General features: G+C 60.9%; 24 protein-coding genes. 15 read left to right on the forward strand and 9 right to left on the reverse strand.

The window, feature by feature from the left end; translation table 11 throughout:
- The first annotated feature begins 2 nt into the window (after positions 1-2).
- The 3 genes from cyoC to OKW35_RS25075 all read left to right on the forward strand — a co-directional run bounded on the left by cyoC (position 3) and on the right by OKW35_RS25075 (position 2,132).
- Complete coding sequence (gene cyoC / locus OKW35_RS25065; protein WP_429553419.1) at positions 3-611, forward strand: cytochrome o ubiquinol oxidase subunit III; 609 nt, start codon at positions 3-5, stop codon at positions 609-611.
- On the forward strand, positions 612-944 hold the full coding sequence (gene cyoD, locus OKW35_RS25070) for a cytochrome o ubiquinol oxidase subunit IV (protein ID WP_121325257.1): 333 nt from the start codon (positions 612-614) through the stop codon (positions 942-944).
- 105 nt (positions 945-1,049) lie between these two features.
- Entirely contained in the window at positions 1,050-2,132 is a 1,083-nt protein-coding gene (locus OKW35_RS25075; protein WP_429553420.1) for a fatty acid desaturase, read from the forward strand.
- Between the two features lie 9 nt (positions 2,133-2,141).
- On the opposite strand, the gene OKW35_RS25080 is transcribed toward OKW35_RS25075, so the two are convergent.
- From OKW35_RS25080 to OKW35_RS25090, 3 genes are all read right to left on the reverse strand, one after another.
- A complete protein-coding gene (locus OKW35_RS25080; RefSeq protein WP_429553421.1) occupies positions 2,142-2,654 on the reverse strand; it encodes an ankyrin repeat domain-containing protein in 513 nt (170 codons plus the stop codon).
- A 76-nt stretch (positions 2,655-2,730) separates the two neighbouring features.
- Positions 2,731-3,339, reverse strand: a complete 609-nt coding sequence (locus OKW35_RS25085) for a hypothetical protein (protein WP_429553422.1) — start codon at positions 3,337-3,339, stop codon at positions 2,731-2,733.
- Positions 3,340-3,375: 36 nt separating this feature from the next.
- Entirely contained in the window at positions 3,376-3,795 is a 420-nt protein-coding gene (locus OKW35_RS25090) for a group II truncated hemoglobin (RefSeq protein ID WP_026226291.1), read from the reverse strand.
- 379 nt (positions 3,796-4,174) lie between these two features.
- On the opposite strand from OKW35_RS25090, the gene nifH reads away from it, so the two are divergent.
- From nifH to OKW35_RS25150, 12 genes are all read left to right on the forward strand, one after another.
- Positions 4,175-5,056, forward strand: a complete 882-nt coding sequence (gene nifH, locus OKW35_RS25095; protein ID WP_018423167.1) for a nitrogenase iron protein — start codon at positions 4,175-4,177, stop codon at positions 5,054-5,056.
- Between the two features lie 105 nt (positions 5,057-5,161).
- The gene (gene nifD / locus OKW35_RS25100) at positions 5,162-6,625 is read left to right on the forward strand and encodes a nitrogenase molybdenum-iron protein alpha chain (protein ID WP_429553423.1); all 1,464 of its coding nucleotides are present in this window, start codon (positions 5,162-5,164) and stop codon (positions 6,623-6,625) included.
- A 62-nt stretch (positions 6,626-6,687) separates the two neighbouring features.
- Positions 6,688-8,247 (forward strand): nitrogenase molybdenum-iron protein subunit beta, encoded by a 1,560-nt coding sequence (gene nifK / locus OKW35_RS25105; protein ID WP_429553424.1) that lies wholly within the window; start codon positions 6,688-6,690, stop codon positions 8,245-8,247.
- Positions 8,248-8,628: 381 nt separating this feature from the next.
- Entirely contained in the window at positions 8,629-10,086 is a 1,458-nt protein-coding gene (gene nifE, locus OKW35_RS25110; RefSeq protein WP_429553425.1) for a nitrogenase iron-molybdenum cofactor biosynthesis protein NifE, read from the forward strand.
- Between the two features lie 50 nt (positions 10,087-10,136).
- Entirely contained in the window at positions 10,137-11,528 is a 1,392-nt protein-coding gene (gene nifN, locus OKW35_RS25115; RefSeq protein ID WP_429553426.1) for a nitrogenase iron-molybdenum cofactor biosynthesis protein NifN, read from the forward strand.
- Between the two features lie 22 nt (positions 11,529-11,550).
- Positions 11,551-11,964 carry a nitrogen fixation protein NifX gene (nifX, locus tag OKW35_RS25120; RefSeq protein ID WP_429553427.1) on the forward strand — a complete coding sequence of 138 codons (414 nt, stop codon included), beginning with the start codon at positions 11,551-11,553 and terminating at the stop codon, positions 11,962-11,964.
- Positions 11,957-12,442: a NifX-associated nitrogen fixation protein gene (locus OKW35_RS25125; protein ID WP_429553428.1), complete on the forward strand. Its 486-nt coding sequence runs from the start codon at positions 11,957-11,959 to the stop codon at positions 12,440-12,442. The genes nifX and OKW35_RS25125 overlap by 8 nt, the downstream gene beginning before the upstream one ends.
- A gap of 24 nt (positions 12,443-12,466) precedes the next feature.
- The gene (locus OKW35_RS25130) at positions 12,467-12,667 is read left to right on the forward strand and encodes a CCE_0567 family metalloprotein (RefSeq protein WP_184053515.1); all 201 of its coding nucleotides are present in this window, start codon (positions 12,467-12,469) and stop codon (positions 12,665-12,667) included.
- A 25-nt stretch (positions 12,668-12,692) separates the two neighbouring features.
- The gene (fdxB, locus tag OKW35_RS25135; protein WP_429553429.1) at positions 12,693-13,001 is read left to right on the forward strand and encodes a ferredoxin III, nif-specific; all 309 of its coding nucleotides are present in this window, start codon (positions 12,693-12,695) and stop codon (positions 12,999-13,001) included.
- A gap of 11 nt (positions 13,002-13,012) precedes the next feature.
- Positions 13,013-13,573, forward strand: a complete 561-nt coding sequence (locus OKW35_RS25140) for a nitrogen fixation protein NifQ (protein ID WP_429553430.1) — start codon at positions 13,013-13,015, stop codon at positions 13,571-13,573.
- 297 nt (positions 13,574-13,870) lie between these two features.
- On the forward strand, positions 13,871-14,305 hold the full coding sequence (locus OKW35_RS25145) for an oxygen-binding protein (protein ID WP_429553431.1): 435 nt from the start codon (positions 13,871-13,873) through the stop codon (positions 14,303-14,305).
- Positions 14,306-14,422: 117 nt separating this feature from the next.
- Positions 14,423-14,926 (forward strand): hypothetical protein, encoded by a 504-nt coding sequence (locus tag OKW35_RS25150; RefSeq protein ID WP_429553432.1) that lies wholly within the window; start codon positions 14,423-14,425, stop codon positions 14,924-14,926.
- Between the two features lie 408 nt (positions 14,927-15,334).
- Here OKW35_RS25150 and OKW35_RS25155 read toward each other — a convergent pair whose 3' ends face one another.
- The 6 genes from OKW35_RS25155 to OKW35_RS25180 form a co-directional block, all read right to left on the reverse strand.
- On the reverse strand, positions 15,335-16,123 hold the full coding sequence (locus tag OKW35_RS25155; protein WP_429553433.1) for an ABC transporter permease: 789 nt from the start codon (positions 16,121-16,123) through the stop codon (positions 15,335-15,337).
- Complete coding sequence (gene nodI / locus OKW35_RS25160; RefSeq protein ID WP_429553434.1) at positions 16,120-17,043, reverse strand: nodulation factor ABC transporter ATP-binding protein NodI; 924 nt, start codon at positions 17,041-17,043, stop codon at positions 16,120-16,122. Before nodI ends, OKW35_RS25155 begins: the two co-directional genes overlap by 4 nt.
- Before the next feature lie 270 nt (positions 17,044-17,313).
- Positions 17,314-18,672, reverse strand: coding sequence for a chitooligosaccharide synthase NodC (gene nodC / locus OKW35_RS25165; protein ID WP_429553435.1), 1,359 nt, complete (start codon positions 18,670-18,672; stop codon positions 17,314-17,316).
- 243 nt (positions 18,673-18,915) lie between these two features.
- Positions 18,916-19,347 carry a polysaccharide deacetylase family protein gene (locus OKW35_RS25170; protein ID WP_429553436.1) on the reverse strand — a complete coding sequence of 144 codons (432 nt, stop codon included), beginning with the start codon at positions 19,345-19,347 and terminating at the stop codon, positions 18,916-18,918.
- Between the two features lie 554 nt (positions 19,348-19,901).
- Positions 19,902-20,306, reverse strand: a complete 405-nt coding sequence (locus OKW35_RS25175) for a hypothetical protein (protein WP_429553437.1) — start codon at positions 20,304-20,306, stop codon at positions 19,902-19,904.
- A gap of 315 nt (positions 20,307-20,621) precedes the next feature.
- Positions 20,622-21,338: an IS4/Tn5 family transposase DNA-binding protein gene (locus OKW35_RS25180; RefSeq protein WP_429553438.1), complete on the reverse strand. Its 717-nt coding sequence runs from the start codon at positions 21,336-21,338 to the stop codon at positions 20,622-20,624.
- Positions 21,339-21,941 lie beyond the last annotated feature (603 nt).

The raw sequence follows: 21,941 nt of genomic DNA on the forward strand, positions 1-21,941 counted from the left end.
CCATGACGCAATCTGCATTACTCGTCCATCACGGCAGGTCGAGCGCTGACCACGGCCCCACGCCCACCGTGTTCGGCTTCTGGCTGTACCTGATGACCGACTGCATGCTGTTCGCGTCGCTGTTCGCCGTGTTCGCCGTAATGGCGCACCAGTTCGTGGGTGGACCGTCCGGACGGGACCTGTTCGACATCCCCGGTGTCGCACTTGAAACCGGCGCGCTGCTGCTGAGCAGCACCACCTACGGCTTCGCGATGCTCGGCGCGCAGCGCCAGGGGCGTGGTGCCGTGATCGGCTGGCTCCTCGTGACGTTCGTGCTTGGCGCGCTGTTCCTCGCGTTAGAGCTGCGCGAGTTCTCGCACCTGGTTGCCGACGGTGCTGGGCCCAGTCGCAGCGCCTTCCTGTCGTCGTTCTTCACGCTGGTCGGCACCCACGGCCTGCACGTGACAGCCGGCCTCGTCTGGATGGCCGTGCTCGTCGTGCATGTCGTCCGCTCGCCTGAACTGTCCGGTCGCGACCTCACGAGTCTGACATGCCTGAGCCTCTTCTGGCACTTCCTCGACATCGTGTGGATCTGCGTGTTTTCGTTTGTCTATCTCGGGAGCATGCTCTAAATGGTCCATTCACACTCGACGTCCACGACCGCCTCGCGTGGTGACGTCGCCGGTTATATCACCGGTTTCGTGCTTGCCGTGGCGCTGACTGCTGGCTCATTCTCGATCGTCACGCAACGGTTGCTGCCGTCCGGCTCCGCGATTATGGCGCTTGCGTTGCTGGCGTTCGTGCAGATCGTCGTGCAACTGGTGACGTTCCTGCATCTCGACCTGTCGCGCGGCCAGCGCTGGAACGTGCTGGCGTTATGCTACACCGCGCTCGCCGCGCTGTTCCTGATCTTCGGCACGATCTGGGTGATGCACAATGTCAGCATGAACATGATGTCGCGCTGACTCGCCACCAGCGCGAAACTGTCTGGTCACATCATCGCGGACACGGCATGGAGCCGTCGGCCGCGTGCGTAGTGTTGTGCTGCACCCCTCTACCGGTCTTTCTTCATGAACAGCCCGAATCACCCCGTTCCCGCCAATGAGCCATTGCCCCATCGCAAGGTCATCCGCTCGTGGCTGACACCGTTCGCCGAACGCCGCACCGCCTACGCGCTTCTGCTGCTCGTGTTCGACTACGTTTTGCTATTGTGTGCGCTCGCCGCGAGCGTGTTCGCGCACGGGTTCGTGCTGAAGACCGTATTCGGATGCATGGCGGGCTTCGTCATCGGACGGCTCTTCGTCATCGGTCACGACGCATGTCATGAGAGCCTGACCCGGCACCGCAAGCTCAACCGCTGGCTGGGCCGGATCGCCTTCCTGCCGTCGCTCACGCCGTACAGCCTGTGGCAAGTGGGTCACAACGTGGTGCATCACGGCTACACGAACCTGAAAGGCGTCGATTTTGTATGGGCACCGCTGACGATCCAGGAATATCGCGCCTTGAGTGGGCCACGGCGCGCACTGGAACGTATCTATCGCAGCGGCTGGGCGCCTGGTCTCTACTACATGATCGAAATTTGGTGGACGAAGATGTTTTTCCCGTCGCGGGCCGCAATGCCGACGCGGCGCCTCGTGTTCTTCCGTGACTGCACGCTGGTATCGGTGTTCGCACTGCTGTGGATCGGCGCGCTCGCGTGGATCGCTCGCGCGACGCAGCGGGGGGTGGTCCCGTCAATCGCATGCGGGTTCGGGGTGCCGTTCCTGTTCTGGTGCGCGATGGTGGGTTTCGTCGTGTACGCGCACCACACGCATCCGCAAATCCGCTGGTACGACGATCGCGCGAAATGGGGGCGTTCGGATCCGTTCGTATCCACGACGGTGCACTTGACCTTTCGCTGGCGTTTTGGCGCGCTGTTTCATCACATCATGGAGCACACCGCGCATCACGTCGACATGAGTCTCCCTCTATACGGGCTCGTCGGTGCTCAGCGAACCCTCGAAGCGATGCTTCCGGAACGGATCGTCGTGCAGCGGTTTTCGTGGCGTTGGTACTTCGACACCGCACGAGGCTGCAAACTATACGATTTTTCGACTGATCAGTGGACCGACTTCGCTGGTCGCGCGACGCACGTCCCTCTTAAGACTCGCTAACAAAGCCTGTCATCCGAAAGCAAGCAGCAGTTGCAGCCCGAGGTCGGCTGCCATGTCGAGCGCGCTGCGGCCATCCGGTGCGCACAGTTCTGCGTTCGCCCCATGCGCAAGCAGCATCTGCAGGACGTCGAGGCGACCGCTCGCGGCTGCCTGCATTGGGCATGTGATGTCGTCGTCGTTCACATGGTCGATCGGCGCGCCGGCGTCGATCAGCCGCAGGATGGTCGCGGGGCCGCCGTGCAGGCACGCGAACCAGAGCGCATGGTTGCCGTCGTCATCGAGCGCGTCGGCGCGTGCGCCGAGTGCGAGCAACGCTTCGACCGCGGCGTCCTCGCCATGCTGCGCGGCGCGCATCAACGGGGTTTCGCCGTTTACGCAGCGCGAATGCGGATCAGGGAAGCCGTGGTACGCCAGCCAAGTGGAAAGTGCGGCGGGCACGATCGTTTCGAGTTGTGCATCGGCGTTCCGGACAACGCGCGAGGCCAGGCGTTCGCGGACGACGAAAGCAGTGTCGGTGGGCATGATCATGGTCGCGTTCGGGTGCAAGGGAACATCGGTTGGCGCAGCCGCGCGGGTGGCAGCCGTCGGGACCCGCGCCTCAGACGGGCCGGTTCTCGTTGGGGTTGCGCACCGGCCCCATCAATTCAAGTCCTTCGCTGTAGGTGATCGTGTCGAAGGTCACGTCGAACTTGATGGCCGCGTCCGCTACCGCATCCAGCTTGCCGCCTGAGTCCTTTTTCTTCAATTCGTTCTTTTCGAGGTACAGCAGTTCGAGCATCTCGTTGTAGACGGTGGACTCGAGAATCGGCAGCACATAGAACATCGCGCCCTTGTACGGCACCTGATATCGCTTGCTCAGGTCGATGTTGTCGCAAAACAGAAAGTACTTGCCGTCCGCCGAGAGCGTGTCGCTGAGCACCTCGGCCACGTCCTTCAGATGCTCGAAGCTCAACAGATACCCGGCGAAGAACGGCAAGTGCTTATGGCCGATCGTCGCGCATGCCATCACCTGATCGCAGGTCAGCTCCGGCGGCCGCGCTTCGTCGGCGAGCTTTGGGGCAAACCGCAGCGCAAGTTCGCCGCGGAAGCCGACCCGGTCGAGCCTGTTCGTCAGCCCCTTGAGAACCGGGTTGAGCAGACGGCCTTCATGTTCGAGACGGGCGAACGCGGTGTCGGCGATCTCCTTGTGCGCGAGCGTTTCGGTCATCACAGATCCTTGGGTTAAACAGCGTTGAAGAGGGATTCACGTCTGCGTATTGCGCATCCGGTCGGCGATTTTGAAAAAGGCCTGCATCAGTTCATCGCGTAGCACCGGATCGACACCCGTCTCGTCGAACGCGGCGCGCATGCAAGCTAGCCACGCATCCCGTTCGGCGGTGCCGATCGCGAATGCGGCATGACGCGTGCGCAGCCGTGGTTGGCCGCGCTGTGCCGAGTACCGCTTGTCGGCGCCGAGCCATTCGCACAGATACAGCACCAGCACGGCCTTCGTCGAAGACAGGTCCGGGTGATGCATCGCGCGAATGCGCTGCGCGTCGGCCCGCGTATCCATGTGCCGATAGAACGCGTCGACCAGGCGGATGACGGCGGTCTCGCCGCCTAGACGGTCGAAGTGCGTCTCGCGCGGCACGGGTCGCGAAGCTTGGGTGGCTGGTGTGTCCATGGCGCGATCAATGCAATAACCGAACCAGGCCGCAACCCGGCGATTGTCCGGCTGCACGCAGGCCAATGCGACAGAAATCGCACGACAAACGCGCCCGAATGGTTTCATTGGCGACGAAGTTCGCGTGGTTTGTCGCGAAATCGACAAGACAGAAGAGGAGTCCGCAAAAGTCCCGTACCAACCGCCGCAGCGCGGCGGGGCGGACGCGTCGCAGTACCGCTGGTGACGTGGCACAGAAGCTGCGTTTGGAGTCCAGCGCGGACACAGGTCCGGCCGATGCGTGACTCGATATAAGAAGACCCATACAGGCACGACAGGCTGACATGGTCGCGGTTACGCAACCCTGGTTTCAACCCTTCTTCCTGAATGGAGAAATGCAATGTCTAAACTTCGGCAAATCGCGTTCTACGGTAAAGGCGGTATCGGCAAGTCGACCACCTCGCAGAACACCCTGGCAGCCCTGACGGAACTCGGGCAGAAGATCCTGATCGTCGGCTGCGATCCCAAGGCGGACTCTACCCGCCTGATCCTGCATGCAAAGGCGCAGGACACCATCCTGTCGCTAGCGGCCGAAGCCGGCTCGGTGGAGGACCTCGAACTCGAGGACGTGATGAAGATCGGTTACCGCAACATCCGTTGCGTGGAGTCCGGCGGTCCGGAACCGGGCGTCGGCTGCGCGGGCCGTGGCGTCATCACGTCGATCAACTTCCTCGAAGAAAACGGCGCCTATGACGGCGTGGACTACGTGTCGTACGACGTGCTCGGCGACGTGGTGTGCGGCGGTTTCGCAATGCCGATTCGTGAGAACAAGGCGCAGGAAATCTACATTGTGATGTCCGGCGAAATGATGGCCATGTATGCGGCCAACAACATTTCAAAGGGCATTCTGAAATACGCGAACAGCGGCGGTGTGCGGATCGGCGGGCTCGTGTGCAACGAGCGTCAGACCGACAAGGAACTCGAACTCGCCGAAGCGCTGGCGAAGATGCTCGGTTCGAAGCTGATCCACTTCGTGCCGCGCGATAACATCGTGCAGCACGCCGAGCTGCGCCGCATGACGGTGATCGAGTTCGCGCCCGAATCCAAACAGGCGGAAGAGTATCGCCAGCTCGCCACCAAGGTGCACAACAACGCGGGCAACGGCACGATCCCGACGCCGATCACGATGGATCAACTGGAAGACCTGTTAATGGAGCACGGAATCATGACGTCCATCGACGAATCGCAAGTCGGCAAGCCTGCAGCGGAACTGACCGCCTAAGCGAGCGCCGCTGCGCGCGGCCCGGTGTTCTTCTTCACGCGATGAACCGGGCCATGCCGGCCACCCGCTGCCAGGCTTGATACTCACCCTATGGAGCATTCCCCCATGAGCGTCACTGTTGAAGAGCGCAAGGCCGCGAACAAGGCCCTGATCGATGAAGTGCTGAAGGCCTATCCGGAGAAGATGGCCAAACGGCGCGCCAAGCATTTGGGCACCTTCGAGGACGGCAAGCCCGACTGTGGCGTGAAATCAAACATCAAGTCATTGCCGGGCGTGATGACGATTCGCGGTTGCGCGTACGCCGGCTCGAAGGGCGTGGTCTGGGGGCCCATCAAGGACATGATCCACATCAGTCATGGTCCGGTCGGTTGCGGCCAGTACTCGTGGGCCGCGCGTCGCAACTACTACATCGGCACTACCGGTATCGACACCTTCGTGACGATGCAGTTCACGTCGGACTTCCAGGAAAAGGACATCGTCTTCGGCGGCGACAAGAAGCTCGACAAGATCATCGACGAGATTCAGGAACTGTTTCCGCTGAACAAGGGCATCTCGATCCAGAGTGAATGCCCGATCGGCCTGATCGGCGACGACATCGAGGCCGTCTCGAAGAAGAAGAGTGCGCAGTATGAAGGGCACACCATTTTGCCGGTGCGCTGCGAAGGTTTTCGCGGCGTCAGCCAGTCGCTGGGCCACCATCTGGCTAACGATGCGATTCGAGACTGGATATTCGACAAGGCCGATCCGGACAAGCGGCCCGAATTTGTTTCGACGCCTTATGATGTTGCGATCATCGGCGATTACAACATCGGCGGCGATGCCTGGTCGAGCCGGATTCTGCTCGAAGAGATCGGCCTGCGCGTGATCGCGCAATGGTCGGGCGACGGCTCGATCGCCGAGCTCGAGAATACGCCCAAGGCCAAGCTCAATTTGCTGCATTGCTACCGCTCGATGAACTATATCAGCCGGCACATGGAAGAGAAGTACTGCATTCCGTGGGCGGAATACAACTTCTTCGGCCCGTCGATGATCGAGAAGAGCCTGCGCGAGATCGCCAGCCACTTCGACGACACCATCAAAGCCAACGCGGACAGGGTGATCGCCAAGTATCGTCCCCTGGTCGATGCGGTGAACGCGAAGTTCAGAGCGCGCCTGCAGGATAAGACCGTGATGCTGTTCGTTGGCGGCCTGCGTCCGCGCCACGTGATCGGCGCCTACGAAGACCTCGGCATGAACGTGGTCGGCACCGGCTACGAATTCGGCCACAACGACGACTATCAGCGGACCACGCACTACGTGAAGGACGGCACGCTGATTTACGACGACGTGACCGGCTACGAGTTCGAGAGGTTCGTCGAACAGGTCCAGCCCGATCTGGTCGGCTCCGGCATCAAGGAAAAGTACGTGTTCCAGAAGATGGGCGTGCCGTTTCGCCAGATGCACAGCTGGGACTATTCCGGTCCATATCACGGCTACGACGGCTACGCCATTTTCGCGCGCGACATGGACATGGCCATTTCCAGCCCGGTGTGGGGGCTCGCCAAGGCGCCCTGGAAGAAAAACCCCTAAGCGCCGGCCACCGCACTGATCACCGGCCGGCAGGCCTTTGAATTGAATATCAGGAGCATCCCGTGCCCCAATCCGCAGACCAGATTCTCGATCAGGAACTCCTGTTCCGTGAGCCCGAGTACCAGAAAATTTTCCGCGCGAAAAAGGAAAATTTCGAGTTCAACCATTCAGACGAGCAGGTCAAGCAGATCGTCGAGTGGACCAAGAGCGAAGACTACCGGCAAAAGAACTTTGCACGCGACTCGCTCACCATCAACCCGGCCAAGGCCTGCCAGCCGCTCGGCGCAGTGTACGTGGCCAACGGCTTTCACAGGACGCTCAGTTTTGTGCATGGCTCGCAGGGCTGTGTAGCGTTTTATCGCTCGCACTTCTCGCGTCACTTCAAGGAGCCGACCTCGTGCGTCAGCTCGTCGATGACCGAGGACGCGGCGGTGTTCGGCGGCATGAACAACATGATCGACGGCCTCGCAAATGCGTACAACCTGTACAAGCCCGACATGATCGCGGTCTCCACGACCTGCATGGCGGAAGTGATCGGCGACGACCTCGACGCGCTCATCAAGAACAGCAAGCAGAAGGGCAGCGTGCCGGAAGACTACGACGTGCCGTTCGCGCACACGCCGGCCTTCGTCGGCAGCCACGTGACCGGCTACGACAACGCGCTCCTCGGCATCCTCAGGCACTTCTGGGACGGCAAGGCCGGCACAGCGACGCCGCTTGAGCGTGTGCCCGACGACAGCGTCAACTTCATCGGCGGCTTCGACGGCTACGTGGTCGGCAACATGAAGGAAATTCGCCGCATCTTCGATCTGTTCTGCGTGACGGTGAACATCATCTGCGACCCATCCGAAACGTGGAATACGCCGACCGACGGCGAGTTCCGGATGTACGAAGGCGGCACGACCAAGGAGGAAGTCGAGCGCGCGTTGAACGCGAAGGCGACCTTCGTGTTCCAGGAATACTGCTGCGAGAAGACCAGCAAGTTCATTGGCGAGCATGGCCAGGAAGTGGTGGTGCTGAACTCGCCGGTTGGCGTCGCGGGCACCGATCAGTTCCTGATGGAAATCTCGCGCGTGACCGGCAAGCCGATTCCGGCGCAACTGGAGAAGGAGCGAGGCCAGCTCGTCGACGCGATGGCCGACAGCCAGGCTCACCTGCACGGCAAGCGCTTTGCACTCTACGGCGACCCGGACCAGATGCTGGGCTACACGCAGTTCCTGCTGGAACTCGGCGCCGAGCCGGCTCACGTGCTGGCGACCAACGGCAACGAAACCTGGGCTGCGAAGGTGCAGGCGCTGTTCGACGCGTCGCCCTACGGCGCCGGCTGCAAGGTGTATCCGAAACGCGATCTGTGGCACATGCGCTCACTGCTGTTTACCGAGCCGGTGGATTTCCTGATCGGCAACACCTACGGCAAATATCTCGAGCGCGATACCAAAACGCCGCTGATACGCATGGTGTTCCCGATCTTCGATCGCCACCATTACCATCGCTTCCCGACCTGGGGCTATGAAGGTGGGTTGCGGGTGCTGGTCACGGTGCTGGACGAGTTCTTCGAAGCGCTCGACGCCAACACGATCGACGTGGCGAAGACCGACTACAGCTACGACATCATTCGCTGACGAGGAGAGCGCGGCTATGGCAGACACAGCGGATGTATCGGGCGCGGCAGATGCAGTTCTGGTCAAGATGACGCAGGACGGCCGTAACGTCGAGGTCATCAACGGCTAGGTTTGCCTGGCCGGTGGGGGCGAGGCCGGATGCGTTGCTGGAGGCGCGCGCGAATGCGATCGGACGGGTCCTGCTCCATACGGAACGGCAAGGCAGGCAGTGAACGTGTGTTGTCGTTTTCTGTGTCGCGAGCCGTCTGTCGGAAACCGTTCAAACCCGCCATGGCGATGCGCGCGAGCGACTGCTTCAGCGCCAATTGGCACGTTTTCAAGGCGTTTCCCGGTGGTATGGTACTTGCCACTAGAGAAACGTCCATCCATCAGGAGCACGTCATGTCTGCTTCGCTCAATGCCCAAATCGCCGAAGTTTTCGACGAGCCGGGTTGCGACAAGAATCAAGGCAAGAGCGAGAAGGAACGCAAAAGGGGCTGCACGAAGCAGCTTTCGCCGGGTTCGGCCGCAGGCGGGTGCGCGTTCGACGGCGCGAAGATCGCTTTGCAGCCGGTGGTGGACGTTGCACACCTCGTGCACGGGCCGATTGCCTGTGAAGGTAACTCGTGGGACAACCGGCACGCCGCTTCGTCCGGTTCGCAACTCTATCGCACCGGCTTCACCACCGATATCAACGAACTCGACGTGGTGTACGGCGGCGAGAAGCGCCTGTTCAGGAGCGTGCGCGAAATCATCGAGAAATACGATCCGCCCGCAGTGTTCGTCTACCAGACCTGCGTCACTGCGCTGATCGGCGACGACATCGAGGCAGTCTGCAAGCGCGCCACCGAACAATTTGGCAAGCCGGTGATTCCGGTCATTTCCCCCGGTTTCGCCGGGCCGAAGAATCTGGGCAACAAGCTTGGCGGCGAGGCGATCCTCAACCATGTGATCGGCACGCGCGAGCCCGAGTACACGACGCCGTATGACATCAACGTCATTGGCGAATACAACCTGTCGGGCGAACTCTGGCAGACCAAGCCGTTGCTCGACGCGCTAGGCATCCGTATCCTCTCGTGCATCTCCGGCGACGGGCGCTACAACGAGATCGCAAGTTCGCATCGCGCCAAGGTCAACATGATGGTCTGCTCGAAGTCGATGATCAACATCGCGACAAAGATGCAGCGGCGCTACGGCATCCCTTACTTTGAGGGCTCGTTCTATGGGATCGGCGACATGAGCGACACGCTGCGCCATATCGCCAGCCTGCTCGTGCTGCAAGGCGCGCCGGACGATCTGCTCGAGCGGACCGAGCGCCTGATCGCCGCCGAGGAAGCGCGCGCGTGGGAACGCATCGCGCACTACAAGGCGCGCCTTACCGGCAAGCGGGTGTTGCTCATCACCGGTGGCGTGAAGTCTTGGTCGGTGGTTTCCGCACTGCAGGAAGCAGGGCTCGAAATCGTCGGCACCAGCGTCAAGAAGAGCACTAAGGAAGACAAGGACAAGATCAGGGAGATCATGGGCGACGACGCCCACATGATCGACGGCATGACTCCGCGGGAGATGTACGCGATGCTCAGGGACGCGCGGGCCGACATCATGCTGTCGGGTGGCCGCTCACAGTTCGTCGCACTGAAGGCCCGCATACCGTGGCTCGACATCAATCAGGAACGCCACCACCCTTATGGCGGCTACGAGGGGATCGTCGAGCTGGTGCATGAGATCGACCGCGCGATCTACAACCCGGTGTGGCAACAGGTGCGGATCCCTGCTCCGTGGGGCGACGACGGGGGAGCGCTCGGTGTGATCCAGGCGCAAGCCGCACGCCCGCTGTCGAGCGCCGCGGGGTGGGGGCGATGAGCCTCGAACCCGGTGTACCGAACTGACGCCCCCGAACTCGAGAACATGCCATGGCCGATGTCGTCGAATCTATGAAAGCCTGTGCGGTCAATCCGCTCAAGATGAGCCAGCCGCTGGGCGCGAGCCTCGCGTTCCTTGGGCTCGATGCCTGCATGCCCGTGATGCACGGCTCGCAGGGCTGCACGTCGTTCGGCCTCGTGCTGCTGGTGCGCCACTTCAGGGAGGCGATCCCGCTGCAGACGACAGCCATGGACGAAGTCACCGCGGTGCTCGGCGGCTACGAGAACATCGAGGCCGCGCTGCTCAACATCCGCAAGCGCACTGCGCCGAAGGTCATCGCGATCTGTTCAACAGGTCTCACCGAGACCGAGGGCGACGACGTGGACGGCTATCTCGTTACCGTGCGCAAGCGCAAGCCCGAACTCAACGACACTGAAATCCTCTATGTGTCGACCCCCGACTATGTCGGCGCATTCGAAGACGGCTACCGGCATGCGATTACCGGCATCGTCAACGCGCTGGTCAAGGCGTTGCCAACGGTGGCCAATCAGGTGACGCTGCTGCCCGGCAGCCATCTGTCGCCTGGCGACATCGACGAACTGCGCGAGATCATCGAAGCGTTCGGCTTCGATGTCATTGTGCTGCCCGACATTTCCGGCTCGCTCGACGGCCATATCGCGCCGGACTGGCGCGGCACCACACTGGGCGGTACCACGCTCGCGGAGATCCGGGCCGCGGGTGCATCGGCATTTACGATCGGCGTGGGCGAGCAGACGCGCGACGGCGCCGAGGCATTGCATGCTATCGCCGGCACACCGTTCGAAGTGTTCGGGCGGCTCACCGGACTGGAACCCAACGATCGTCTGCTGCAATTGCTCGCGCAGCGCTCCGGACGACCCGTTCCCGCGAAATACCGGCGTCAGCGCAGCCAATTGCTCGATGCGATGCTAGACGGCCATTTCTACACTGGAGGCATCAAGGTCGCGATCGGCGCAGAGCCCGATCTGCTGTTCGCGGTCGGCAGCATGCTGCACGAGATGGGCGCGCAGTTGCGCTGCTGCATCAGCACGACGCGATCGCGCGCGCACGCGTTGCTGCCCGCTGATCAGGTCGTGATCGGCGATCTCGAAGACATGGAGCGCGCCGCGGCGGACTGCGACCTGCTGATCACCCATTCGCACGGCAGGCAGATGGCCGAGCACCTGCAAAAGCCGCTCTTCCGGATCGGTTTTCCGGTCTTCGACCGGGTTGGAAACGCACATCGACGCTACGTCGGCTACCGCGGCACGATGAACCTGATCTTTGAGATCGCCAACCTGATGATCGAGCAGATTCCGCATCACGATCCGGGCGACTGGCCGCTGCCGCAGGCCGCTATCGATCTGGCCGCGCGCGATCCGGCGCGCGAAGGGAACATTCCTGTCGTCGCGGCCGGTGCTTGACCCACCTGAAGGAGCACACAGCATGAAGATCGCGTTCGCCACCCAGGACAGGCAGTTCGTCGATGCGCATTTTGGCTGGGCGAGGAGCATCGTCACCTACAACGTCGCACCGGACGGCTACCAGTTCGTCGAGTCGTTCGACTTTGGTGACAAGCTCGAAGAGGACGGCGACGAGGACAAGCTCGCGCCCAAGCTCGAAGCCGTCAAGGATTGCGCGATCCTGTACGTCGCCGCAATCGGCGGCTCGGCCGCGGCTCGAGTGGTTGCGCTGAAGATTCACCCGATCAAGGTGCCGCGGCCCGAGTCCATCGAGGAGACTCTCGGCAAGTTGCAACAGGTGCTGAAGGGCACGCCGCCGCCGTGGCTGCGCAAGGCGTTGGCGAAGGATGGCGAACGTGTATACGACTTTGAAGACGATGAGGTATCCCATGGCTGAACCATCCGCAATTCCGTCCAAGGCCAGCGACGAACTGCTGCTGGTCGCACCGTTTGTGCAGCAACTCGTCAGGCAGTTGCGCGCGCAGGACACCCACGGCGTGTGGGACGGAAAGACCGACCTGCAACTGCTCAAGCCGTACATCCACACGCCGGAGGAACGCCGCGCGATTCCGGTCATGGGAGACCCCGACCCCGACACGCTGTGGCGGCTCGAGCTTTTCTATAGCGCGATTGCGGTGGCGATCGAGCGTGAGACCGGCCAAATGGTTTCGCCGATGATGAAGATGAGCCACGAGGGCTTCGGCCGCATGGTGTTGATCGCGGGGCGGCTCGTTGTCGTCAACAAGCAGTTGCGCGACGTACACCGGTTCGGCTTCGCTTCGCTGGAGAAGCTCGCCCAGGCGGGCGCAAAGCTTTTCGACGAAGCGGTCGAGGTGATCCGGATGTACCCCGCCGTCGCACAGTACGGCGCCTGAAGGAATCGTGAGGGGACCGAGACGATAAGCACCGATGCCGATGAACTCAAAACGCACCTGAAGAAACTCAACGCGCAAGCGACCCGGGCGAAGTTGGACCTGCACGACCTCTCAGAGGAACTCCCGACCAACTGGGAGAACATTCTCGCTGTCGCCCAGCGCTGCCATGACGCCCACGCCGCGCTGATGGCAGCCCGGAAGGCTGCCGCTGCGGCAGCTGCCTGAACCAGCGAAGCCACGGAGCCACATCATGAGCGATACCTTCAGCGTTACGCTGCCAAGCGGCGCCACCTGGACGCCGACCTTCGTCAACAGGCTCGACGAAGACAAATGCATTGGTTGCGGACGCTGTTTCCGTGTCTGTCCGCGCGGCGTGCTGCAACTCGTCGGGCTTAACGAGGACGGCGCGCACATCGCACTGGACGGCGACGACGAAGACGACGACGAGTACGAGAAGAAGGTGATGACTATCGTGCATCGGGAACTGTGCGTCGGCTGCACCGCGTGCGCGAAGATCTGCCCGAAAAAGTGCTACACGCACGCGGCGGCCGTTCTCTGAGCGATGCCGCGATGGACGCCTATGCAACCCTGATGGCGTGCGCGGTGGATGCGGGCGATCCCACCGTGCTGGCACTGGCCGGCGTGCTGTCGAGCGGGTTCGAGCACTACGGCGTCGATGTGCTGCCGATGCCCGGACTGGACGCCAACCAGACGCGCCGAATGCTCGCGCGCTGGTTCCCGGGTGCCGGGCCGGCGCTCGGTCTTACGTGCGTCTTGTCGCCCGCCACGATGCCACGTGACGACGAACTCGAAGACCTGGTGGCGTTGCTCAATCACCATGCCGATCCGCGCGCCGGCCCGGCAGACGAGGCGAACTGCCTGGCCCATGCATTGGCCTGCGCGAGCCTCGGGCAAAACCACCTTTGGCAAGACCTGCTTCTGCCGTCGCGGCGCGAGTTGTCCGCATTGATCAGCCACTGGTTTCCGCGGCTGGCCGCGAAGAATACGCATGACATGAAGTGGAAGAAGTTCTTCTACAAGCAACTTTGCGAGCGCGAGGGCCTGTTCATCTGCAAGGCGCCGAGTTGTGGCGTCTGTTCGGACCACGCGCTTTGCTTTGGAGCGGAGTAGGCCAAAATGCCCGGCCCGCGCCCCCGTTGAGCAGGTGCGTCGCCGGTCCGCTTTGCCAGGCTCCTTCGGTAGATTCACAGTGAGAAGGCGCGGGACTTGCTTAAGCGTGCTCATCGTTATCTATTCAGGCATTCAACCGAGAAATCGAACCACAAACCTTACGCACCTATGGATTCGTTCCAATCTGCTGCGTCCCCGGGGCCCCGCCCTCGCTGTACACCCTGCACCCGGGCCTGCTACCTGACGCTGCAATGGCCCGTTGCGGAGTCGCAGCAGCAAGGGCCGCGCGCCCGGGCATTGCCGCCCGCCTGCGTGCCCGCGCTGCCGCAACCGCCGCGCCGGCTACTCGCGATCTGCGACGAAGCGGGGTTGCGCGATCTGGCGCTGTGCCACTTGCAGCGGCTCAGACTTATGCTGCTGTTTGCACGCGTCGGTCACCGCTTCGATTCTGTCGCGTCGCGGGTGGCCGACTTCGTGGTCGAGTCCTGCGGCGGGCTGCTGTATTACGGCGAGCGGCATGTGCATCTGCAGGCGGACTCCGGGCCGCCGTTGCTGCTTGACGAAGAGGGCCGAGAACCATGGCTGGTTCAACTTTGGCACGCGTTCGACGACGTCGGTTTCCCGCCCGCGCTGCGCGCCGACTTCTGGGACTGGGCGGAGGCGCTGTCCGAGCATCGGCTGGCGCCGCACGCTCGTCATGCCGGCCGGACGCGCTACACATACGGTGCGTAGCTGGTTTCTTACCCCGGCAGCGGGCGAACGGCTTGCGGGCCATGCCACGAGGCGCTCGCCATGAGACCCATGCCGCCTGCCGTTGCCGTAACGGTGCGATCCGAAGAGCAGCCCGTCATGAATCAGAACCGTGGCACATGCCTTCCCGACAGCAGTGCGAGCCTGTCGCTGGAGCGCGCGCTGGCACATGTCGCGAGCCTGCAGCACGAGTTGTTCGCGGTTGAGCAGGCGCTGCTCGACGACCGGGCATTGACGCGCGCATTGAGCGGGCGTCGATGGGTTTATGTGGGCGGGCGGCCAAGCATCAACGCCGTGCTGCGTGCGCTGGTGGATGCGGCGGGAGGCGAGTTCGTTCATCACACCGGGACCATCGACGACGATGGCCGTGCCGAAGGCTTCGAGGCTTTGCTGTCGGGCGCCTACCGGGTGCTGTGCCCATTGGATCTGATCGACCCGGACTCGCTGGTCGCGCTGCGGCGGTTGTGCGCGCGTCACCGCACGCCGTGGTCCGCCTTGCGTTCGTCGAGCGTGACGAGCTTCATTGCGGGCGTGTTGCGGGCTCAGCCTGCCCAGCCGCGCGGCGTGGTCGCAGCGTCGCGCTGCTGCCTGAGGCACGGCTGACGTCGTCATGACTTTAAATGCCGCGAGATGTGGGCGCAAAACTTGCCTTTGACGTGGTCTTTCCACAAGAGGGCCTGCCATGTCGGATTCCGCATAACGCTACGGCCTTTTCCTCAACGTCGAGAACCCCGACGGCGACGCGCGCGATGCGCTGACGCAAGCGGTGCGTAACGCGCCGGCCGCCCGAACGTTCGGCTACCACGAGGTGTGGCTCGCCGAGCATAACTACAGGTCGTACGCGAACAGCAGCGCGCTGGCGCTGCTGTTCGCCCACATCGCGGCTCGTTTCCGTTGCCATATCGGGCTGCGGGGATATTGTCGGCGCATGAGTCGCGTGCGCGGATGCACGAAGCGTTCGCGTTGATACGACATGGTGTTTTCCCACTCATTCGTACTGGCCATAGCAGATTAAGACATGAGGCGTCGACGTAACAGCGCCACTGACAGGAAGAACGGCAACACCGTGAAAATGCAGAGAGCGCCAATATGCAGGGCAACATAGCTCACCGGGCGTCCGAGCATCGGGGGACGGATAAGGTCGACGGAATGTGCCAGCGGTAAGAAGCGCGCTACGTCACAAAAAACGGCAGGTAGCTTACTGATCGGGAAGATCACGCCGCTCAGGAGCACCATAGGCGTGAGAACGAGCGTTTGATAGAACACGAAGTAATCGTGACTGGGTGCAAGCGCCGCGAGGATCATCGCCAGACTCGCGAAGGCGAGGCCAGTCAGGGCGATGGCAGGCGATGCGTAGAGAATGGATGACCACGCTGCATAACCCAGCACGGTGGCTACCACCATGACGGCAATGCCGGCAAAAAAAGCCCTGGTGGCGGCCCATGCCAGTTCACCGAGAACGATATCGCCGAGCGTGAGCTGTGTACAGAGGATCGCTTCCCACATGCGCTGAACATGCATGCGAGAGAAAGCTGCGTAAATCGTTTCGAAGGTCGCGGCGGTCATTGCGCTCGTCGCGACCATACCCGCCGCGAGAAACGCGATATAAGATGCGCCATCGACGCGACCTACCATTATCCCGAAACCAAAGCCGAGGCCGAACAGATAAATCATAGGATCGGCAAGGTTACCGAGAATCGAGGCAAACGCGACTTTTTTCCATGCCAGATAGTTGTGGCGCCACACTGCAACCCAGTTCCACAGGTTCGCGGGCAGGGCCGCTGCATACAACTCTCTCATCGTTCACACTCCTTCATCCCGCGCCCGGTTAGCTGCAAAAAGACATCCTCGAGATTTGCTGGACGCTGTAAAAGGCGCAGCGCCGCGCGCCCGCGCAACTGTATGCACACCCGTTCCGGATCGGACACATAGCAGAAGAGGGTCTCACCACTGACCTCGATACGCTGCGCGTGAGGCGCGATCAACGTGCGCAGCTCATGCGGATTGCCGCCGTGGATCTCGATCACGTGGCTCCCGATCTGTTCTGCGATCAGCGCGCGAGGCCCGCCTTCGGCGATCTTTCGACCCTCCGCCAGCACACACAGTCGGTCGCACAACCGCTCGGCCTCTTCCATGAAATGGGTGGTCAAGAGGATCGTGGTGCCGCGCGCCAGCAGGGAACGCAGCCGTTCCCAGATCAGGTGGCGAGCATGCGGGTCGAGACCCGTTGTTGGCTCGTCCATGACCAACAACTGTGGATCGTTGATCAGCGCGCGAGCCAGCATTAGCCGCCGCTTCATGCCGCCGGATAGCTCGGTGACGCGCGCATTGACCTTGCTTTCGAGGCGGGCGAATTCGAGCAGCGATGGCACGACCGCTTCAATTTCACGTGTGCTCATGCCAAAGTAGCGGCCAAACACCAGAAGGTTCTCGCGCACGGTGAACCCGGGCTCGAGGTTGTCGAATTGCGGCACTACGCCAATGCGCATACGTGCCGAGCGAGCGCGAGCCGGCACTGGCTCCCCGAGCACGATGATCTTGCCTGCGTCGGGCGGCGCCATGCCGAGAACCATACGCACCGTCGTGCTCTTGCCCGCGCCATTTGGCCCTAGCAGGCCGAAGCACTCTCCAGGCGCGACGCTGAACGATAATCCGTCGACTACGATCTTGTTGCCATATGACTTCCTTACGCTAGCGAAGCTGATTGCTGCCTTGGACATGGGGATAAGAAGGAAAATTACGCGCTCGTCTTGGAGAAAAAGAAGCCGTTCTGCTGCCGCGGCCCGATTGAAAACGCCCTGTCCGATAGAAGATCCTTACCTGCTGCGGAATAGTTACTCACAATGGAGTACCAGGACTCCGGTGAATGCACTCGCCTTGGGAAGGCGCCAATTGAGCCATTGCGTGAGACGATCGCACTCAAGCGGGCCGCTGCCGATGGTGCGCGGTTCTGGGTTGGCGCAATACTCGAGATCTATACGTACGATTAACTAATTGCCATCGAATGCTTCGTCAGACGTTGCTAACGTTGAGGACTCACACGCGTGATCCGGTCGACGGTGCGGAGTCGCAACTCTTGACGCTGAAGTCATGTTCGGCTTCGTAACCGGATCCGGAGTATCGGGCTGTTTTTCTCGAACGTTCGATACGTTGCCTGAAGAGCCACGGGACAGCCAATCGCTATTGCTCAATGTGCACAGCGCATAGGCTTTCAGCGGGAGCAAGAGAAAGAGGTTAATGGGTGTGTGAAGAGAAAAGCCAAGAAATCGAATCTGGCGAGCGCGAACCGATGCCACGCTGCAGCGGATCATGGTCGATGATGCGATTATCAGGGCAGTCCACCACGGCACTGTCGCTGTCAATGCGAGCTGCGCGAGCCCCGCTAGAAGCGATAAGGCGAGAAATAGCGAGCCCAGATTCAGTCCGATCACGTCCAGCGTAAGGTAACGATCGAGACAGGGCAGAAGGCGCAGCGAAAGCAACGTGTCCCGATAAGTACTGCGCGCCCAGCGCAATTGTTGGCGCAGATACGCCCCCAGTTTGTCCGGAACGACTGTCGCCGCAATGGCGTCCGGAACGTACTCGGTCCGATAACCTGCCGTCAGCATGAGAATCGTTAGATGACGGTCCTCACCGAAGTCGCTCGGCTTCCCGCGAAAAAACTGTGTCTCGTACTGATCTAGCAGCAAAAGGAGCGCGGACCGGCGGTACATAGCACATGGACCGGAGCAGCACATAACAGCGCCGAAGCGAGCCTGTGCGGCGCGCTCTTCGTTGCAAGCCAACCAGTACTCCATATCGATCAGACGGGTCAACCAGGTGTCGCTCCGGTTGCTGGCCGTCAACTGCCCCATGGCGGCGCCTATCGTCGCGTCTCGCATTGTCAATACGAGCTTCTTGACGACATCGGGCGCCAGCGTCGTGTCCGAGTCGACGTTGAGTACCAGTTCCCCGGATGAAGAGCGTATCGCGGCGATCTGTGCCTTGCGCTTTCCCATATTTTGGGGAAGCGTAATGAAGTTGAATCTCGGGTCGCGTGTGTACGCATCGTATACCGGCCTCACGGCGTCGAGATTCGCAGAACCATCATCAACCACATAGACCCGCAGTTTTCCGGCGTAGTCCTGGTTTGCAATGGACTCCAGGCACGCCGAGAGTGTGTGCGGTTGCTCGTTAAAGCACGGCACGATGACGTCCACGTCCGGCAGAAAGTTGGAGTCGGCGGCATTGGGCGACTTCGGCGGAGCACTCGTGGGTAGGCCATGGAGGGCCTGTGCGCTTTTGTAAACAGTCGAGAGTAGTGCATACAATAAAACCGGGGCAGTGCTGATTGTGGCAATGGCATTCATAGATGTCGGTTTGTTCAGTGTGGTTGGGGTAGCGAGCTGATTACAAATCCGCAGTCATGCAGTTCTGGAATCGGGCGGGAAAGCGCGCCATGAAGGTCTGGTCGCGCAGCCCAGCATGACAGCACCGTCCTGACTCGCCGGGAGGACTTCAGTCGTGCAAGAGCACAATTGCGCCAGGCCGGACAGAGGCCAGCACCGCGCTGACAATCGCATCGACGCCGGGGCGAGACCAGTCACGCGGGCCTACCGACCAGTCAAGAGCCGCCAGCCCCGCCTTTGCCACTTCAGCGACCACTTCGTCCGTCCATATTCCGTAAGGGGCACGCATATGCCGAACTGCGGCCTGGGGACACGCCATCCTGATGATCCTGTTCTCGTCCAATATTTGGCTCGTACTTCATCAGGTTCGCATCTGGACAAATCTGGATGAGTCATCGTGTGATTGGCAATCTCGTGTCCCTCGTCGATCACTCGCTGGATCAGCTTCGGCTGGTCCTCTACGTACGCGCCGATGACGCAGAACGTTGCTGGCACCCGGTGTTCTGCCGGCACATCGAGGGCGTCCGGTGTGCAAAGTGGATTAGAACCGTCGTCAAACGTCAAATAGACGTCGCGACGTCCGGCGCGATCGTGGCACTGGTCGTGCACCTCGGATACGCAATCGACGACCTTCACAGCTCTGGCCCGTTTCGTTCAATTATCGAGCCAGTAAGCCGCTCCGCAGTCGATCGTCCCATCCGGAAGGCCGCGACGGGCACGGTTTCGGTAAGCTTAGGTGGCGTGTCGAGAGATACATCCAAAAGTGTGAGCATCATGGAGACATGCCTAAATCTGTCGTACTACTTAGGTTTACAAATATGAAGTATTCGCTCAATCAACTTCGATTCCCATTTCCGCAACGACGGGTTTCACTGTGCAATACAAAGATTTATTTGTAAAATCGATTGTTTTGATGCCTTTCATCTACAACGTGGATATGTTGTGAAATGCTTTTTACAGTAAGTGGATGAAATGGGTGACAAATTTTGCTCGAGCAGGCGAACTTGTGCCGGTTGCCATTTCCGAACTGCAGGATGAAGCCATCCGCGACCTGGTTCGCGCCCGCGAGGATGCAGTGAGCGACCAGCGCAGGGTGCGGCAGAGGCTGAGCGGACACAAACGACGATCTTGGGCGTGAGAGGTGGCGCCGAGAATTCGGACAGTTCGTAACCGTCCGACCCTGCTTGTAATTACCCACTTCTTTTCATTGCGAGTTCGTAACCGAGTTGAATGTCCGTCAGCCGTCGCATACCTCGCCACACCGTGTTGCCAGGCGGAGGATCGCTGGCGCGCGCCAGATAGCCGCCAAGCTGGGCGAGCTTGAACACGTTGCGCACGAGCGGTGGTGCACGTGCGGTGTGGGCTGATTCCTGTACCAGGCGATTCAGCAACTCAATTTCCGTTTTCGTGAATGCGGCTTCTGGCTGGGCATGCGGAACTGCGCGGCTGACCATCGTGAGCCAGAAGATGCGCCAACTCAGGATGCAGAGTACGGAGATGAGGTTGGCCAGCCGGTCTGCCGTACGTAGCCGTGCTTCTTCGGCCTTGCACCCCGACTTCAGGATCTTGTGGAACGTCTCGATCTTCCAGCGCATGGATTACCAGTCGAGCTTTTCCACGGCCTGTGCACGCGAGCTTACTGGCAAATCCGTAATCAGCTTCCATTCTATCGGGGGCACGCGTGCCCGGAGCGTTACGCTCCCGAGCGTGAATGACCGAAAGCTGCAGCGTCGGATAACGGCTCTGCTTGCCAATGGGCGGTAGCACCGTCATGCGCTGATAGCGAAGCTCCAGATCGACCACCAGTCGCGCGCCGTTCGCGTCGCGAAGCTCAACGCGATGTAGACCCTTGACTCTTCCGTTACGCATCTCTGCGTCGATCGTATGCTGACCATCGCCTGCCAGGCGATCTACACATGTGCGCACAAGGAAGTGTGTGCCGAGATCGTGCGCCGTGCAGAACAGTTCGTAGATTTCGCTTTCCCGATCACCCACATGGATACAGCGCCCGGGCTCGCCCAGCAGCGCGCTCGACTCGCGCATGTTCTCGAGCCAGCGGTAGCTTTCCTTTGCTCAATCGGTACGCGCGTAGCGTTGACGTGACGCTTGAGCGCCGTACAGCCTTTGAACTTGCTCCGTATCCAGAATTTTATGGCGGTCAGACCCAGTGGTAAACCTTCGATGGTTACCGCCAGGCTGGAATGCATCAGGATGCCGGATTGGGTCAGCGAATTCTGCAATCCGTTTCCCTTGTACCCGGTTCGCATTGTCGCTTTGCCCGTGTAACCGACAAGCTCGGGGCGCTCCCGCTTGTAGGAAAATATTGTCGTATCCCGCAAAACAAGCGTGGTGCCTCCGCTCACCTTGAATCGATCCGCAGTCGCTGCGAAATGGCCTGACAGGATATCCCGTTCGTTCACGCGTTCATTCGAGAGGAACCGGTAGGCAGCCTTCGTTGAGGCCCAGTCCTGGCAAGCAAACGGAATGCTTTGGCCCATGCTATCCCAAAGCTGTTCCAGAAGTACTCCGAAACGCTTGCGCAACCGATCATCCCGGAACTCGCTGGCGTTAATTTCCCGCTCGATCCAGGCACGATCCTTCGTCTGTCGGCTACCGCTACCGGCCATCCTTTAAATATCCCGGTCTTGACGTATTCCAGGGTACCAGGTTTTTCGATGCGGATGTGGGTAATTACAAGCCGACCCTGACCGTATAGACGCCTGAAGGTGAAGCCATGCTTTCCCCGGGGCACAAATGTGACTGTGGCCACAAAGGAGCGGAGCCCGTTTCGCTGAGCGACATATGAGACGCGCAGCGCGGTAAAGCGGATGTCGGACTTGCCCGGCCTGACGCAACCGCTAGGACGAATGCCTTGATTGTTGACGATGTCCGCAATCTCGGAGCATGTGTGGCTGTCGAGAAGCTCGTCGATGAGTTCCAGGACCTCGGGCCGTGTCTTGACCTGTTGCGCTGAGGACTTGGGATTCTGTGCCGTCAGGGTTTCAGTCCTGCGGGCCTTAAAGCGGACCTGAATCCGGGTGGTTCCTTCCTGCGGAAGTTTGACCAGTGTAACGTCCTCGATAATATGAGCGAGTAGCCGCTTGCGTTCACGGTTCGGTAGTGACTGGTCACGCCAGAGTGTTTTGAAGTCGGTTATCATAGCGATGAGTCGCTCACGGATTGCATCGTCGCGTGCGAGACGATCTTGCTGCTGGCTACGCTCTCTTTCC

Origin of the sequence: Paraburkholderia sp. MM5477-R1 (genome assembly GCF_050436385.1) — a bacterium.
GTDB lineage: Bacteria > Pseudomonadota > Gammaproteobacteria > Burkholderiales > Burkholderiaceae > Paraburkholderia > Paraburkholderia tuberum.

Excerpts from the sequence above, each read along its gene's own strand:
- OKW35_RS25075 (WP_429553420.1), top strand. The coding sequence starts at position 1,050 with ATGAACAGCCCGAATCACCCCGTTCCCGCCAATGAGCCATTGCCCCAT.
- OKW35_RS25155 (WP_429553433.1), bottom strand. The coding sequence starts at position 16,123 with ATGAGAGAGTTGTATGCAGCGGCCCTGCCCGCGAACCTGTGGAACTGG.
- nodI (WP_429553434.1), bottom strand. The coding sequence starts at position 17,043 with ATGTCCAAGGCAGCAATCAGCTTCGCTAGCGTAAGGAAGTCATATGGC.
- cyoC (WP_429553419.1), top strand. The coding sequence starts at position 3 with ATGACGCAATCTGCATTACTCGTCCATCACGGCAGGTCGAGCGCTGAC.
- nifE (WP_429553425.1), top strand. The coding sequence starts at position 8,629 with ATGTCTGCTTCGCTCAATGCCCAAATCGCCGAAGTTTTCGACGAGCCG.
- OKW35_RS25090 (WP_026226291.1), bottom strand. The coding sequence starts at position 3,795 with ATGGACACACCAGCCACCCAAGCTTCGCGACCCGTGCCGCGCGAGACG.
- OKW35_RS25125 (WP_429553428.1), top strand. The coding sequence starts at position 11,957 with ATGGCTGAACCATCCGCAATTCCGTCCAAGGCCAGCGACGAACTGCTG.
- nodC (WP_429553435.1), bottom strand. The coding sequence starts at position 18,672 with ATGAATGCCATTGCCACAATCAGCACTGCCCCGGTTTTATTGTATGCA.
- fdxB (WP_429553429.1), top strand. The coding sequence starts at position 12,693 with ATGAGCGATACCTTCAGCGTTACGCTGCCAAGCGGCGCCACCTGGACG.
- cyoD (WP_121325257.1), top strand. The coding sequence starts at position 612 with ATGGTCCATTCACACTCGACGTCCACGACCGCCTCGCGTGGTGACGTC.
- OKW35_RS25175 (WP_429553437.1), bottom strand. The coding sequence starts at position 20,306 with ATGCGCTGGAAGATCGAGACGTTCCACAAGATCCTGAAGTCGGGGTGC.
- OKW35_RS25180 (WP_429553438.1), bottom strand. The coding sequence starts at position 21,338 with ATGGCCGGTAGCGGTAGCCGACAGACGAAGGATCGTGCCTGGATCGAG.
- OKW35_RS25150 (WP_429553432.1), top strand. The coding sequence starts at position 14,423 with ATGAATCAGAACCGTGGCACATGCCTTCCCGACAGCAGTGCGAGCCTG.
- nifX (WP_429553427.1), top strand. The coding sequence starts at position 11,551 with ATGAAGATCGCGTTCGCCACCCAGGACAGGCAGTTCGTCGATGCGCAT.
- nifD (WP_429553423.1), top strand. The coding sequence starts at position 5,162 with ATGAGCGTCACTGTTGAAGAGCGCAAGGCCGCGAACAAGGCCCTGATC.
- nifN (WP_429553426.1), top strand. The coding sequence starts at position 10,137 with ATGGCCGATGTCGTCGAATCTATGAAAGCCTGTGCGGTCAATCCGCTC.
- nifH (WP_018423167.1), top strand. The coding sequence starts at position 4,175 with ATGTCTAAACTTCGGCAAATCGCGTTCTACGGTAAAGGCGGTATCGGC.
- OKW35_RS25085 (WP_429553422.1), bottom strand. The coding sequence starts at position 3,339 with ATGACCGAAACGCTCGCGCACAAGGAGATCGCCGACACCGCGTTCGCC.
- OKW35_RS25140 (WP_429553430.1), top strand. The coding sequence starts at position 13,013 with ATGGACGCCTATGCAACCCTGATGGCGTGCGCGGTGGATGCGGGCGAT.
- OKW35_RS25080 (WP_429553421.1), bottom strand. The coding sequence starts at position 2,654 with ATGCCCACCGACACTGCTTTCGTCGTCCGCGAACGCCTGGCCTCGCGC.